The organism is Paenibacillus ottowii (assembly GCF_050516475.1).
In the GTDB taxonomy this organism is placed as follows: domain Bacteria; phylum Bacillota; class Bacilli; order Paenibacillales; family Paenibacillaceae; genus Paenibacillus; species Paenibacillus ottowii.
In genome coordinates this window covers 5331616-5346066 of the sequence record NZ_CP191577.1, presented here as the reverse complement: position 1 = coordinate 5346066, position 14451 = coordinate 5331616, and the positions used below count along the sequence as shown (strand labels likewise).

Sequence of the window (14451 nt, the reverse complement as noted above, 5' to 3'; positions counted from 1 at the left end):
GTGATGCTCTTATGACACATTAGTTGGTTGAATATAGAATAGGAGGACTCTACTGGGTATCTGGTATGAGTCTTTTTTGTTTATGGAAGGAATCCCTTTTGTTCTAGTAAATCCTCTGTGGCCTTCCATAGTTTTTGCTGCACCTGAGGATCTCCGCCAGGTAACACTGGTTTAATAGATTTCCCGGTTCCGACGTTAAAGTATCCACCTGTTTTTTTATGATATTCCGGCTCTACAATCAATCGGGTGATGATATCTGCTCCTCTTCGCGGATCCCCAAGGTGGAAAAACTTGAGCAATCGTTCCAATAGAGGGGCAAACCAAAGTTCTCGTCCCAAACCGGTAACATTGAATCCTGGATTTAGTGCATTTACACTGATTCCCGTATCCGACCACCGTTTTGCCAGCTCAGCAGTGAACATAATATTCAATAATTTGGTTTTACCATAAATGGGGGATGAGCCACGAGCGGTAAAGGGGGTTGTATCTGTTAAATCCTCAGGAAGCTTTAAAACTCCATGACGGCGTGAAGCTTCGGAGGCAACATTGACAACTTTGGCCTTACCTACGTTCTGCAGGCACGGTTTTAGCGTATGAGTTAACAGCCACGGCGATAAATAATTTATGGCCATCATTTCGGGTAATCCCTCGGGGGTGATGCGTTGCTCAAAAGCATGGATTCCCGCATTGTTTAACACCACATCAATTTTAGGGTATGCGGCGGTTATTTCACTCCCAATCCGTTGAACATCCTTCAGTACTGATAAATCTCCATAAAAAAAGTCAACTTTTGCTGACGCGTTAACCAGCTCAATCTTTTTTCTTGTAGCTTCAGCACGTACCTTACTCCTGGCAGTCAAAACAAGATCAAAGCAGCCGCGTCTTCCTAATTCAATTGCGACTAGCTGTCCAAGCCCACTTGTGGCGCCTGTTATGACAACAACAGCACTTTTAGACATCGTCATTTCTCCTTCATGTGTTACAATTTATTGGAGCAGTCAATCCGGTGAGTTAGCATATTTGATTGATATATGTCCACTATAATAATTTAGTTGATATATGTCAATCAAATATGTGTTGTGATTTTTTGATCGAGAGAAAGGTGATTGAGGATGAAATATAATAAAGTCAAAGATGCACCGAGGGCGAAATTGGAGATTGAGTTAGGAGAACAGCTTAACGCACTCATCAGTGCTTCACATGCCCTGAATGTCAGAGCTGCTGCGAAATTTGATTCCTCCTTACAACCTGCCGCCTTCCATATTGTTCGTTGGCTGTATTCTTATGGCCCAACGAACGCTGCGACTTTAGCGGAATCAACTGCGATGGATCGAAGTTCAGTGAGTCGTCTTGTCAAACAGCTCCAGTCTTTGGGATATTTGAACAGAGAGACATCCCAAAGTGATGGACGGGGAGTTGTGTTGTCTCTTACCGAGCATGGACAGCAAAAATTAATTGATGCACTTAAGGAAAAAGAGTCAGTTTTCTATGAACGAATTTTGAACTGGAAAGATGAGGATCTCCATGAATTCATCCAAATGCTTAGGCAATTTAACGGATTCGACCACCGGAGCGGAATATAATTTTAGGAAATGACCGCCATGTAAACATTCACAAACGATATCGTCACTTTCCAAAAGAAAATACAAGGAAAAGAGTGAAATTTTCGATTAGTGGTTTAGAAAACCTATTTAACGCGAAACAGGGACCTCTTACGGTTCCAGCAACTTTGAAAATCTTTCTCTGATAAAGCAAAAAATTGATTCTGATTCACCAGTATATGGATGGATTCAATTAGAATCCAAAGAGTGGGTTAAAGCAGGATCAGCTATAATTAAATATTAGAAAGTTCTTAATGTGAGTATAAGTAAACATCGCCAAGCCAACGGTTAGGACCTACAAATGAAGCAGTAACATAATCTCTATTCGTACCATACAGAGTAATCGAGATATTGAAGTCAGTTCCAGCATCTTTAAGATTGGCTGTATTTACAGTAACATATATTCAACATTAGATAAATAAGTTTGAGAAAGCTATAACTGGCAGGACGGGTACTCTGATGTATCATTTAACACAAAACAAGCAGGAAGAATTCTTCCTGCTTTCCTGCTTGCAGCTTGTAAAGGATTATTAGCGTCTACGTTGTCCATCATTCACGCTAAACAGATTAACAGCCAGTGCGTTACCTCTTGCACGCGCAGTGGCTCTCTGATTGGAACGGATGTTTAATCTTCTTCTTCTCAATTCACGATTGCAGTGTCTTCTGCTCATATTATCACCTCCCTTCAAAGAATGAAGGTGTGGTTGAATCTTAGTGATGTCTATGCTTACGTTTGGAAATTTTGATATTCAATGCATTGGTTGCGAGGGCATTTCCGCTTCCAGTTCTCGCAGCTGCCGCTTGAAAAACTTTAACGACCAGATATCTATTTTTTCCGATGCGATGCTTATACGTTTTAACTCTATTTCTGATCATCTGCATGTCTCCTTTGCTTTAGGTCTGCTTTATATATATGTCAATTGTGCTAGTAATGTATCAGCATAAATCTACTAAAGACGAAAAGAAGCTAGTACCTATGTATCTAAATGTTTAACAAAAAAGCTCACGCTTGCCTATGTTCGCCTTCCCACCTTTACGTTATTGGAAGGTTACAGTGGGTTCACATGAGTCAAATTTCCATATGGTTAGCTTATAAAAGGAACAGAAAAGAGCAGACGGAACTATCTCGAATAATGGGGCGGATATTATAGTGGAACAATGTAGGTTACCGAAAAGGGAAGATTAACTGTTAGACGCATACATAATAAAGATAGTAACAATATAAAACCGGCTCACCTAGGTGGCCGGTTTTATATTAGTAGTAGTATAACGGGGAAGAAAGCACGATAAATCAGTGGAAGTCCCGGAAGAGTCCAATAACCTTGCCCAATATGCTGACGTGTGTCAGGCGAAGTGGTTCAAAGGCTGGATTTTCAGGTTGAAGCCGGATATGATCTTTTTCCTTGTAAAAGGTTTTAACTGTAGCTTCGTCTTCATCTGTCATAGCCACAACAATGTCTCCGTTATCAGCGGTCTGCTGCTGACGTACGATTACATAGTCTCCGTTAGCAATACCAGCTTCAATCATGCTTTCGCCTACAACAGATAACATGAATATTTTATCCTCACCAACAAAGTGTTGGGGAAGAGGAAAGTAATCTTCAATATTTTCTGTCGCCGTAATAGGAAGACCAGCGGTTACTTTGCCGACGACGGGAACACGACTAATGGAGTAATTAATCAAGTTGCTGTTATCCGACTCGTCTTGACCGAGTAATTCAATAGCCCGTGGCTTCGTAGGATCGCGACGAATGAGTCCTTTTTTCTCCAGACGATCCAAATGACCGTGAACCGTAGAACTGGAGGCCAATCCGACTGCCTCGCCTATTTCGCGTACAGAAGGGGGGTATCCCTTTAGACGCACTTCATTGCGGATAAATTCAAGAATGGCCTGCTGGCGGCTCGAAATCTTAGACATACCGTATCAACCCCATTTAGTAACGTTTGGGAAAATTATAGCATAGAACCTCCGTTCGTACAAACATAAGTTCTAAATAATCTCTAAAAATATTTACGAACTTTTGTTCTCTTTTCTATTGAACAAAACAAATGTTCGTGTTATATTGTGAAAAAACATAAGAACAAACGTTTGGAGGACGCAGCCAATTATGAAATATAGCACTTATCAAAGTATTTTCCCGATGAATTTAGAAGATTTACAAGAGACCCGAAAAGAGGGGAAGTTGCGTCTGTTACAAATGAATACCAATACTCTTTTACTTAAGCTTCTTGTTCTTGTCATTGTCGTTTGGGTTGCAGGGGCAGGTGTACTTACGGTTTTCGCAGCTCCTTCCGTTTCTAAGGAAGAAGTGATTAAGCTAACCGTACAACCTGGAGATACATTATGGGAGATTGCAGCGAATCACAAGCCAGAACGAATGGATACACGGGTATATATTGAAGGAATCGTGCGTATTAACGGTTTGGAAGATGGAGGAGTACAGGCAGGTCAGGTACTTAAGCTTCCACACTTCTGATCTACAGACTATAGAGCTTGTCAGGGAGCGCAATGTGGGAGCCTTGACAAGCTCTTTTCTACATGTCAAAGTGTATTATATCTTTGCTTTTATGGAGGGGACACAATTTGGATATAGACAGCTTGGTACAGCGCATTAATGAATTAGCGCGCAAAGCAAAAGCCGAAGGATTGACGGAAGATGAAACCACAGAGCGCGCCAATCTTCGGGAAATTTATTTAGGCAACATTCGCCGTAATTTTCGGCAGCAGCTTGAAACCATTGAATTTGTGGACGATGATACGTCGAAGGGAAATGGCGGGCTGAAGCATTAAGGTCGCTAAAGCCTGCATCATTTGCCTTTTGTTTTAGGTATCTTTCCTGGTATCTATATAGATCAGCTCTAAGGCAATTGTTTTAATGTAATATTTATTGGGAAGGGAATTGAGAGATGGCCCGATCATTTGAAAGAAAAGTACGTAAAAACACAGCACATTTAAATAAAACACGCAAGAAACAAGGCATTCAAACCATTAATGGCGCAGGTTCAGCAATGGACATTTTCCGTGGCCGTAATATTACTGTTCCAATCATGCTGGCTGGTCTTGCCGTATTGTACATGCTTATGAGTTACTTTTTGACTAAAACCGGCATGCGGGGAATGGATTGGCTTGTATTTGGCTTGTATTTAATGCTGGCTGTGATCTTCTTCATTCGTCGTCCTTATTTAAAGGTAGGAAAAGATACCCTTTATATGTTAAAAGGTGGTAGAGAACGCCCGATGACAGCAGGGGATATGAAAGCAATCAAAATTGAAAAGGGCTACGTTACCGTTGAAAGAAAAGGCAAGGGCGGTAATTTTATCTTCACAAAATCACTGGGACGCTATGACACGGATGCCATTGCAGAGCGCCTTGAAAAGTTTGCACTATCCAATCAGATACAGGTAGAAAAGAAATAACGGATTTAGCCTGTAGCTCTGTAAGTAAGGCCGTATGATGTTATTTTTTTTCATATAACATGGTGCGGCCACTTGCTTAATATGGGCACACATAATGATCTGATACGTGACCAAACAGACAGACTTTACATATACAGGGGAAAGAGAGTGGATAATTCATATGACGATTCAGGCGATAATGTTTGATCTTGATGACACCCTTCTGTGGGATGAACGTAGTGTAGAAGAAGCATTTGATGCAGCATGCCAAACAGGCTACCGAGAAACAGGTACTGATCCCAAAACTCTGGAAGAAGCTGTTCGCAAGGAAGCGCGCGCTTTGTATGAGTCCTATGAAACCTTTAGTTTTACTCAAATGATTGGCATTAATCCGTTTGAAGGGCTGTGGGCGAATTTTACAGCAGGTGAGCAACCTGAATTCCGTCAATTGGAACAGTTGGCCCCTGTATATCGAAAGGAATCATGGCGCAGAGGGCTTCAGCAGTTGGGGATAGATAATGAGGAGCTGGCGGAAAAGCTAGCTACCCAATTTGCTTCGGAAAGACGTGCACGTCCACATGTATATGAAGAAACGTTTGAGATACTGGAACAATTGAAGGGGGAATACAAGCTGTTATTGCTGACAAATGGTTCCCCTGATCTACAACAGGAGAAACTAGATGGGGTTCCTCAATTGGCTCCGTTCTTTGATCATATTGTCATTTCAGGTTCATTTGGTCGGGGCAAGCCTGATCCTTCGATATTTGAGCATGCTTTGGGACTTTTAGGTATTGAACCTGAACATGCTCTAATGGTAGGAGATAAGCTGACGACTGATATTCAAGGAGCTTTGGCAGCTGGTGTCCATTCGGTGTGGGTGAATCGGAACGCTAAAACCAATACTACAGAGATTAAGCCGAAGTTCCAAATCAAGCATTTGTCTGAACTGCACGGAATTATTCAATCGCTAAAGTGAGAAATCCACAGTCTTCAAAAAGGTATCAAGAAACTCCCTTCGCTCGATATGATACAGAGCAGAGGGAGTTTTCTTATGCGCACCATAAATTATGATTAAGCTTTAATGAATGTTGGATCTTCGAACGGTTCGGCAATCCAGCCATTTTCTTCGATGAACAAGCGGACTGCGACGATCTTTTGATTTTCCATTAAAGTGAAGAAGTGCGGAGTATTTTCAGGTACGGAAATGACGTCACCTGGTGAAAGCTCTACATTAAAATAGCCGATCTCTTCAGAGCCTTTAATGATGAAAATTCCTTTACCAGCAACGATGGCACGGATTTCATCCTCGGTATGGGTGTGAATTTGCTCGAACTTGGCCAACAGCTCGTCCAGATTCGGCGTTGCTTCAGATAAGGTGATAACGTCCCATATTTTATATCCGCGACGTGCAGCTAAATCCTTGATTTCGGATTCAAATGTGTTAAGAACAGCGGCTTTTTGATCATCTGTCAGTGTAAAGTTTTCTTGCAGTTCCCCTGACAGCTTGGAAGCATCCCAGTGTTCATACAATACCTGGTGACTCTCCAAAAATTCACGTACTTGTTCTTCACTGCTAATTCGCTCATTCGTGTTACGTATTAAAATTTCTGCCATATATAATTCACCCTTTTCCACTTGGATTAATGTTATATAAAGAATACCATGTCTTGAACTGTTGTACAATATAGGATTAAAACATTGATAAGGGGAACGTCTATAACTAAAAAATACAGTTTAAAGACGTTCGTCTATAACGATGCATACTTTAAAAATAGATCAGTTAAGTCGTTTATGGTAAAGAACAGCCTGTATAAAACGTATGTTTTTACTTCAATCTATCTAAATGATACGGTTTCTGCTAAACTAGGATTTAACGTTTTGCGGGGGTGAAGAAATTTTGGATAAAGTTAGCTTGCAGGATGCGTTACAACGAAGAATACTGCTTCTTGATGGTGCTATGGGCACTATGATTCAGCAGGAGGACCTTACTCCCGCTGATTTTGGTGGGGAAGAACTCGAAGGCTGCAACGAGATGTTGGTCTTAACGAGACCGGATGTCATTCAAGGGATTCATGAAGCATACTTGGAAGCCGGAGCAGACCTGATTGAAACGAATACATTTGGAGCAACGTCCGTTGTTTTGGCGGATTACGATATACCAGAACGTGCCCGTGAAATTAATCTGGTGGCAGCCAAACTGGCGCGTAACGCGGTGGATAAATACAGTACTGCGGACAAGCCTCGTTTTGTTGTAGGAGCTATGGGTCCAACCACGAAAACCTTGTCTGTCACAGGCGGTGTTACATTTGCAGAGTTGATTGAAAGCTATCAGGAGCAGGCTTTGGCGCTTATTGAAGGCGGGGTGGATGTTCTTCTATTGGAGACTTCACAGGATACGCTGAACGTTAAAGCGGGAAGCATCGGAATTCGTCAGGCTTTTGAGCAGACAGGGATTGAGCTTCCGTTAATGATTTCTGGCACGATTGAGCCGATGGGGACGACGTTGGCCGGACAAAATATTGAATCCTTTTGCATCTCACTCGAACATTTAAATCCAATCTCGATTGGACTGAATTGTGCTACAGGTCCAGAGTTTATGCGTGATCATATTCGTTCTTTGTCTGAAATGTCCTCTGCAGCTATTAGCTGTTATCCAAATGCGGGTCTGCCCGATGAAAATGGTCAATACCATGAATCGCCGGATTCATTAGCTCGTAAAATGGCTGCTTTCGCTGAAAAAGGCTGGTTGAATATCGCAGGTGGCTGCTGCGGTACCACACCAGAGCATATAAGGGTTATGAGTGAAAGTATGGCGCAATACGAGCCTCGTCAGCTCGTAGGTCATCATCCTCCTGCCGTATCAGGTATTGAGCCTGTGTATATTGAACAGGACAATCGTCCATATATGGTTGGTGAGCGAACGAATGTTCTTGGCTCCCGTAAATTCAAACGATTGATCGTGGAAGGCAAATATGAAGAGGCGTCTGAAATTGCTCGCGCTCAGGTAAAAAGCGGTGCACATGTCATTGATATTTGTGTGCAAGATCCGGATCGCGATGAGATGATAGATATGGAAGCATTTTTGAAACTGGTCGTAAACAAGGTAAAAGTACCATTGGTGATTGATACCACGGATATTAAAGTTATCGATAAAGCTCTTCAGTATTCGCAAGGTAAGGCCATTATTAACTCCATTAACTTGGAGGATGGTGAAGAAAAATTTGAGAAAATGGCTCCTATTATTCATAAATACGGCGCTGCTGTTGTTGTCGGAACGATTGATGAACGCGGGCAGGCAATTGCACGTGAGGATAAGCTTGAGGTAGCCAAACGTTCTTATGATCTGTTGGTGAACCGTTATGGTCTGGCAGCAGAGGATATCATTTTTGATACGCTCGTATTTCCGGTAGGAACAGGGGATGAGCAATATATCGGTTCAGCGAAGGAAACGATTGAGGGCATACGTATCATTAAAGAAGCTCTCCCCGGGGTTCATACCATATTGGGCATCAGTAACGTATCCTTTGGTTTACCGGAAGCGGGTCGTGAAGTACTTAATTCTGTCTATTTATACGAATGCACCAAAGCAGGATTGGATTATGCGATTGTAAATACAGAGAAGCTTGAACGCTATGCATCTATCCCTGAGCATGAACGGAAATTGGCAGAAGATCTGATCTATAATACAAATGACGATACGTTATCTGCATTTGTAGCAGCTTTCCGTAATAAGAAAGTGGAGAAAAAAGAGAAGATATCAAACCTTTCGCTCGAAGAACGACTGGCTTCCTATGTCGTGGAGGGAAGTAAGGAGGGACTGATCCCGGATCTGGAGCTAGCGCTCGCCAAATATTCTTCTTTGGAGATTATTAACGGACCGCTGATGAAAGGGATGGAAGAAGTAGGACGGCTGTTTAACAATAACGAGCTGATTGTTGCAGAGGTACTGCAAAGCGCTGAAGTAATGAAAGCATCAGTGGCCTATTTAGAGCCGTTCATGGAGAAAAATGAATCCTCGGTAAAAGGTAAGATTTTGCTGGCAACGGTCAAAGGTGATGTGCATGATATAGGTAAAAATCTGGTGGAGATTATTCTATCCAACAATGGTTACCATATTGTAAATCTGGGTATAAAAGTACCACCAGAACGCATTATTGAGGCTTATCGTGAAGAAAAGGCTGATATGATCGGACTATCCGGTTTGCTTGTTAAATCGGCACAACAAATGGTGCTAACCGCACAGGATTTGAAAAATGCAAACATTGATATTCCAATAATGGTTGGTGGAGCTGCCTTAACGCGCAAGTTCACTAAAAATCGTATTCGTCCTGAGTATGATGGACTAGTTGCTTACGCAAAAGATGCTATGGATGGTCTGGATATTGCCAATAAGCTTATGGACCCTGAATCCCGTAAAAAAATGGCCGAGGAAATGAAGGCCGAGCGTGAGGCCGAAGCGGCAACAGTTGTGGAAACCAAGCCGCTCCCTAAGCTTACTCGGGCTGTACGCTCTAGCATTGCTCAGGATTTGCCTGTGTATATTCCACCGGATACGGATCGCCATGTACTGCGTAACTATCCACTGAATTATATTCTGCCTTATGTGAATATGCAGATGCTGATGGGGCATCATCTTGGCTTAAAAGGGAATGTTGAGCAACTGCTAGCTTCGAGGGACCCGAAAGCGACTCAGTTGAAGGAAACTGTAGACAGCATCATGTTTGAGGCTGTAACAGACGGGATCATTCAAGCGCATGCTATGTATCGTTTCTTTCCAGCACAGTCCCAAGGAGACCAAATTCTGATCTATGATCCGTCGGATGTGAGCAAGGTACTGCACACATTTACGTTCCCACGTCAGCAGGTAGAGCCTTATCTATGTCTGGCTGATTTTTTGAAACCAGTGGAATCAGGGGTTATGGACTATGTAGGTTTCATGGTTGTTACCGCTGGCCATGGTATTCAGCAGCTATCTACCCAGTGGAGAGACAAAGGGGATTATCTGCGCTCACATGCACTTCAAGCGGTAGCGCTCGAAGTGGCAGAAGGGCTAGCAGAACGGCTTCACCATATAATCAGGGATAGCTGGGGTTTCCCGGACCCTGCCGATATGACGATGAAACAGCGGCACGGTGCTAGATATCAAGGGATACGGGTATCATTTGGCTATCCGGCATGCCCCGATCTGGAGGATCAGGGACCGTTGTTCCAATTGTTAAAACCTGAGGACATTGGCGTTGAGCTAACGGAAGGGTTTATGATGGAACCGGAGGCTTCAGTATCAGCCATGGTGTTCAGCCACCCTCAGGCGCAGTATTTTAACGTCGAAAAGGTTTAAAAGGTTTAACACCTTTATCAGATGGGATAGCAAATTACCCTCCGAGCTTCGGAGGTTTTTTGCTGGTCAGCAGGAAGAAGGTAAATGTCATGGAATTATATTTTCTCGGTACAAATGCAGGGGTACCTACAATTCAGCGAAATGTAACGTCCATTGCTCTTCGTTTATTAGAGGAACGTAGAAGCATGTGGTTGTTTGACTGCGGTGAAGGCACTCAACAGGAAGTACTGCGTTCGCCGCTCAAGCTGAGCAGACTTGAAAAAATATTTATCACTCATTTGCATGGGGATCATCTTTTTGGTCTGCCTGGCCTTTTATCAAGCAGGGCATACCAGGGAGGTACGGCACCTCTGACGGTTTATGGACCGCCTGGGCTCCAGCAATATATCGAGCTATCTTTAGGGATCAGCCAATCTCGTATCAATTATCAACTGCATATTGTCGAGCACACGGGCGGGGTTCTGTTCGATGACGGGCAATTTCGGGTGGAATCAGCATTGCTGGATCATCGGATTGACAGCTATGGTTACCGAATTATAGAAATGGATAAGCCCGGTAAGCTTAACCAAGAACTGCTGGAGCGATATGGGATCAAGCCTGGCCCGGTGTATGGTAAATTAAAGCGTGGAGAAAGTGTGGAAGTAGAAGGTGGAGTTATTCTGCATCCTCAGGAAGTATTGGGTTCACCTAAAAAAGGGCGTATCATCACTATTTTAGGGGACACCAGACCTTGTCCGAATACAGTACTGCTGGCACGAGATGCAACTGTCGTCGTTCATGAAGCCACTTTTCTGCATGATCTGGCGGATACGGCGTACGAATATCATCATAGTACGGCGCTTCAGGCAGCGGAAGCTGCAAAAGCCGCAGGTGCAGGCCAGTTAATTATGACGCATTTTAGTTCTAGGTATAAAGATCAGGAGCAGCTTCAGCCTTTGCTGGAGGAAGCGAGAAGCCTATTTCCCAATTCATCGCTTGCGGAGCAGCATGTATTGTTACCGATAGCCGATACCGGTCAATAAACGATTGGAGATACGATATGTGCAAAGGTGCCGGGGCTTGCTCCGGTGCTTTTCTTTTTCACCAGAAATTATTTTCCGGGAAAGCGCAGAATGCGACAAGAGGTGAGACTGCAAGAGAGTAGGGGAGACGAAATTGTTCTACCACATATGGAGGCGTGTCATATTTGAGTTTCTATATATCGAATTTAAAGGATTTAGTTGCTTGAGTCTGCTCAGGAAATACAGGAAATTTCCTTTGAAGACGTGGCATCTTCGATGGAATTCGACGAAGAAATGATCTTATGTAATGTGAGACCGACGGCTTTTAGCGAGGAATGACGCTATTTTGGATGGTTTACCAGCAATTCATGGACTTCATATGCATGTTTGACTTAAGATAGATGAGATGAGTGGAAAGGACCTGTATTTAATGATCTAAGTATTTCAGGTGGTTAAATAAAAAGGGAGAGTACCATTCATGGAGTGAATTAATTATGTTCAATGTTATGATGAAATTGAAGTGGGGGAGGGGATTGCAATAAAATCGTTACTAATTGATCTGGATGGAACACTTTATCATGGGAAGCGGATGATCAAGGGTGCGGATCTGTTCATTTCCCGATTGCGTTCGGAGCAGATATCTTATGCATATGTCACAAACAATGCTTCACGCACACCCGAATCGGTAGCCGAGCATTTGGTTGGTATGGGAATTGAAGCAGCTAGTCATGAAGTATATACTTCGGCGTTAGCAGCTGCACAATATGTTGCCCAGCAAAGTCCTGGAGCTCATGTATATTGTATTGGTGAAACGGGATTACGCGAGGCACTCATGGGAGCTGGCTTGCAGCTTGTTCAAGACCATCCTGATTATGTGGTACAGGGGATTGATCGTCAATTTACATATGAAACGCTTGCAGCTGCCATGCGTTGGATTCGGGAAGGCGCTACATTCATTTTGACAAACCCGGATCTACAATTGCCTTCGGATGACGGACTTACACCAGGTGCAGGTACAATTGGAGCTGCTATTGAAGCTGCGTCACAGGTCAAACCGGTCGTCATCGGCAAGCCTTCAAGCGTGCTAATGAATTATGCACTGAATCGCTTGAACATTAGAGCGGATGAAGCTCTGGTTGTGGGCGATAATATGCTTACAGATATTGCGGCAGGTGCAGCAGCAGGTTGTAAGACAGCTTTGATTCTTTCGGGCGTGACGACCCACGCTAATATAGACGAACATATTCGTGCCGTTGGAGTGAAACCTGACCTGATGTTTGAAAATTTAGACGAGCTGCAGGAATGGATGAAAGAAGACCTGAAGTCATAAAAAATAAACGTCTTAGAAATTTGCGAGTTAAAAGCTATATAGCTACGAAAGGAAAGATGTTGATATGCCGGAGCTTCCTGAAATGGAAAACTACAGAATATTATTATCAAAACAAATTTTGGACATCCCGATTACTGAAGTGACGGTTACCCGTGAAAAGTCCATTAATACTGAAGTAGAAGTCTTTAAGAAGCAATTGCTGGGTGCGACTGTTGTATATTTAGAGCGTCGTGGCAAGCATTTGATTTTTCATTTAAATACGGGTAAACGGTTGGTGCTTCATCTGATGTTGGGAGGATTATTGTATCTGGGAACGGAGGAGCAACGTCCGAACCGTACAGTTCAGATCGAATTGAATTTCAGTGGAATGAAGCTTTATTTTATCGGACTGCGCTTAGGCTATCTCCATTTGCTGACGGCTAAAGAAACAGATGAAGCTTTGTCAGAGCTGGGACCTGATCCGTTAGACCGCCGTATGACGTTGGAGAATTTTACAGCACGATTAAAAGGAAGACGCGGGATTTTGAAAACAACACTGGTAAATCAATACGTCTTTTCGGGGATTGGCAATTGCTATTCGGACGAAATTGCTTATATCGCCGGATTTACGCCGGGTTCCAAGGTACAGAACATTGTACAGTCTCCAGAAAAAGTGGAAAAGCTATATCATGCTACTCAATCCGTACTTCGTGAAGCTACTGCGGAGGGCGGCTATATGGAAATGCCTCTGATGGAGGGAGACACACTAACAGGTGGCTTTGATCAGCAGTGTCGAGTGTACGACCGTGAAGGAGAAGAATCTCCAAGCGGTGGAAAAATTGTAAGAGTCGAGCTGGCGGGAAAAAAAGCATTTTATTGCCCAGTGCAGCAGCATGATGCCTAAATTGCTCATCGGCTCTCACGTGAGTACGCGTGATGGCTTTTCCAAAGCTGCTATACGTGCGCGAGAGCAGGGAGGACGTTCATTTCAATACTTTCCGAAAAATCCTCGTAGTCTTAGGCTAAAGGAATGGAATCCCATTGATGCGGCTGCTTGTAAAGCTTACTGTTCAGAGTACCAGCTTCAATCCATTGCTCATTCGCCATATCCCGTTAATCCGGCTCACGGTCGGGAACGGGGGCAGGAACTTTATGACCTGATGGTTACTTCATTACGCAATGATCTGGATATTGCTGAAGCCTGTGGATCGAAGGGGATAGTTGTTCATTTTGGGCATTTGCATTCGTCTGACCCGTTGGAGGGCTATCATAACATTATTAACTGCCTCAATGATGTGCTGGAAGGCTGGCAGGGAAATGCTAAAATATTGATTGAAAACCAAGCTGGGGATCACGGTCCCATGGGAACCACGCTGGAGGAAATGGTCCAAATTCGCCAACTGTGTCGAGATTCTGGCAGCATCGGATTTTGCCTGGACACTTGTCATGCATATGCAGCAGGTTTGTGGAACGGTGGAATAGACGAAGCTTTGCTTGAAAAAGGAGATCGTCTTGGCTATTGGTCAGCGCTATGCGGAGTTCACTTGAACGATTCCAAATACCCATACGGCTCAAAAAAAGACAGACATGCGCGCGTAGGGCAAGGTTATATTGGTACTGAAGGTTTGCGCTGGATAACAGAACAAGAAGCTGTAAGAGGTATTCCCGTCGTTTTGGAGAGTGAAGCGGGATCTGATGGTACACATCAGGAGGATATTCAAATGATTCAAAGTTGGCAGTAAAATATACAGATGATAATAGTACTAAGCGACTTATGTAAGCTTACTTTTTGGGAAGAAGGAGGAG

Annotated in this window: 15 protein-coding genes; 10 read left to right on the top strand and 5 right to left on the bottom strand. The window is 43.3% G+C overall.

Annotated features, from left to right (window positions below):
• Positions 1–80: 80 nt before the first annotated feature.
• Positions 81–959 (bottom strand): SDR family NAD(P)-dependent oxidoreductase, encoded by an 879-nt coding sequence (locus ACQQ6X_RS24640; RefSeq protein WP_305167988.1) that lies wholly within the window; start codon positions 957–959, stop codon positions 81–83.
• 153 nt (positions 960–1112) lie between these two features.
• On the opposite strand from ACQQ6X_RS24640, the gene ACQQ6X_RS24635 reads away from it, so the two are divergent.
• On the top strand, positions 1113–1583 hold the full coding sequence (locus tag ACQQ6X_RS24635; RefSeq protein ID WP_305167987.1) for a MarR family winged helix-turn-helix transcriptional regulator: 471 nt from the start codon (positions 1113–1115) through the stop codon (positions 1581–1583).
• A 548-nt stretch (positions 1584–2131) separates the two neighbouring features.
• Here ACQQ6X_RS24635 and ACQQ6X_RS24630 read toward each other — a convergent pair.
• The 3 genes from ACQQ6X_RS24630 to lexA form a co-directional block, all read right to left on the bottom strand.
• On the bottom strand, positions 2132–2272 hold the full coding sequence (locus ACQQ6X_RS24630; protein WP_305167986.1) for a hypothetical protein: 141 nt from the start codon (positions 2270–2272) through the stop codon (positions 2132–2134).
• Between the two features lie 40 nt (positions 2273–2312).
• Positions 2313–2477: a hypothetical protein gene (locus ACQQ6X_RS24625; protein ID WP_167669708.1), complete on the bottom strand. Its 165-nt coding sequence runs from the start codon at positions 2475–2477 to the stop codon at positions 2313–2315.
• Between the two features lie 415 nt (positions 2478–2892).
• Positions 2893–3519, bottom strand: coding sequence for a transcriptional repressor LexA (lexA, locus tag ACQQ6X_RS24620; RefSeq protein WP_063212612.1), 627 nt, complete (start codon positions 3517–3519; stop codon positions 2893–2895).
• A gap of 190 nt (positions 3520–3709) precedes the next feature.
• Between lexA and ACQQ6X_RS24615 the strand changes: the two genes are divergently transcribed.
• The 4 genes from ACQQ6X_RS24615 (at position 3710) to ACQQ6X_RS24600 (ending at position 5973) form a co-directional block, all read left to right on the top strand.
• On the top strand, positions 3710–4078 hold the full coding sequence (locus tag ACQQ6X_RS24615; RefSeq protein ID WP_305167985.1) for a LysM peptidoglycan-binding domain-containing protein: 369 nt from the start codon (positions 3710–3712) through the stop codon (positions 4076–4078).
• 107 nt (positions 4079–4185) lie between these two features.
• Complete coding sequence (locus ACQQ6X_RS24610; RefSeq protein ID WP_305167984.1) at positions 4186–4392, top strand: DUF896 domain-containing protein; 207 nt, start codon at positions 4186–4188, stop codon at positions 4390–4392.
• A gap of 116 nt (positions 4393–4508) precedes the next feature.
• On the top strand, positions 4509–5018 hold the full coding sequence (locus ACQQ6X_RS24605; protein WP_305167983.1) for a hypothetical protein: 510 nt from the start codon (positions 4509–4511) through the stop codon (positions 5016–5018).
• A gap of 160 nt (positions 5019–5178) precedes the next feature.
• Positions 5179–5973 carry an HAD family hydrolase gene (locus ACQQ6X_RS24600; RefSeq protein WP_305167982.1) on the top strand — a complete coding sequence of 265 codons (795 nt, stop codon included), beginning with the start codon at positions 5179–5181 and terminating at the stop codon, positions 5971–5973.
• Between the two features lie 95 nt (positions 5974–6068).
• Here ACQQ6X_RS24600 and ACQQ6X_RS24595 read toward each other — a convergent pair whose 3' ends face one another.
• Entirely contained in the window at positions 6069–6611 is a 543-nt protein-coding gene (locus ACQQ6X_RS24595; RefSeq protein ID WP_305167981.1) for a 1,2-dihydroxy-3-keto-5-methylthiopentene dioxygenase, read from the bottom strand.
• 283 nt (positions 6612–6894) lie between these two features.
• On the opposite strand from ACQQ6X_RS24595, the gene metH reads away from it, so the two are divergent.
• The 5 genes from metH (at position 6895) to ACQQ6X_RS24570 (ending at position 14387) form a co-directional block, all read left to right on the top strand.
• Complete coding sequence (gene metH, locus ACQQ6X_RS24590) at positions 6895–10335, top strand: methionine synthase (protein WP_305167980.1); 3441 nt, start codon at positions 6895–6897, stop codon at positions 10333–10335.
• Between the two features lie 89 nt (positions 10336–10424).
• Complete coding sequence (gene rnz / locus ACQQ6X_RS24585) at positions 10425–11357, top strand: ribonuclease Z (RefSeq protein WP_305167979.1); 933 nt, start codon at positions 10425–10427, stop codon at positions 11355–11357.
• Positions 11358–11856: 499 nt separating this feature from the next.
• Positions 11857–12666, top strand: coding sequence for a TIGR01457 family HAD-type hydrolase (locus tag ACQQ6X_RS24580; protein WP_305167978.1), 810 nt, complete (start codon positions 11857–11859; stop codon positions 12664–12666).
• Between the two features lie 64 nt (positions 12667–12730).
• A complete protein-coding gene (locus tag ACQQ6X_RS24575; protein ID WP_305167977.1) occupies positions 12731–13549 on the top strand; it encodes an Fpg/Nei family DNA glycosylase in 819 nt (272 codons plus the stop codon).
• Positions 13539–14387, top strand: coding sequence for a deoxyribonuclease IV (locus ACQQ6X_RS24570; protein WP_305167976.1), 849 nt, complete (start codon positions 13539–13541; stop codon positions 14385–14387). The genes ACQQ6X_RS24575 and ACQQ6X_RS24570 overlap by 11 nt, the downstream gene beginning before the upstream one ends.
• The last annotated feature ends 64 nt before the right edge of the window (positions 14388–14451 follow it).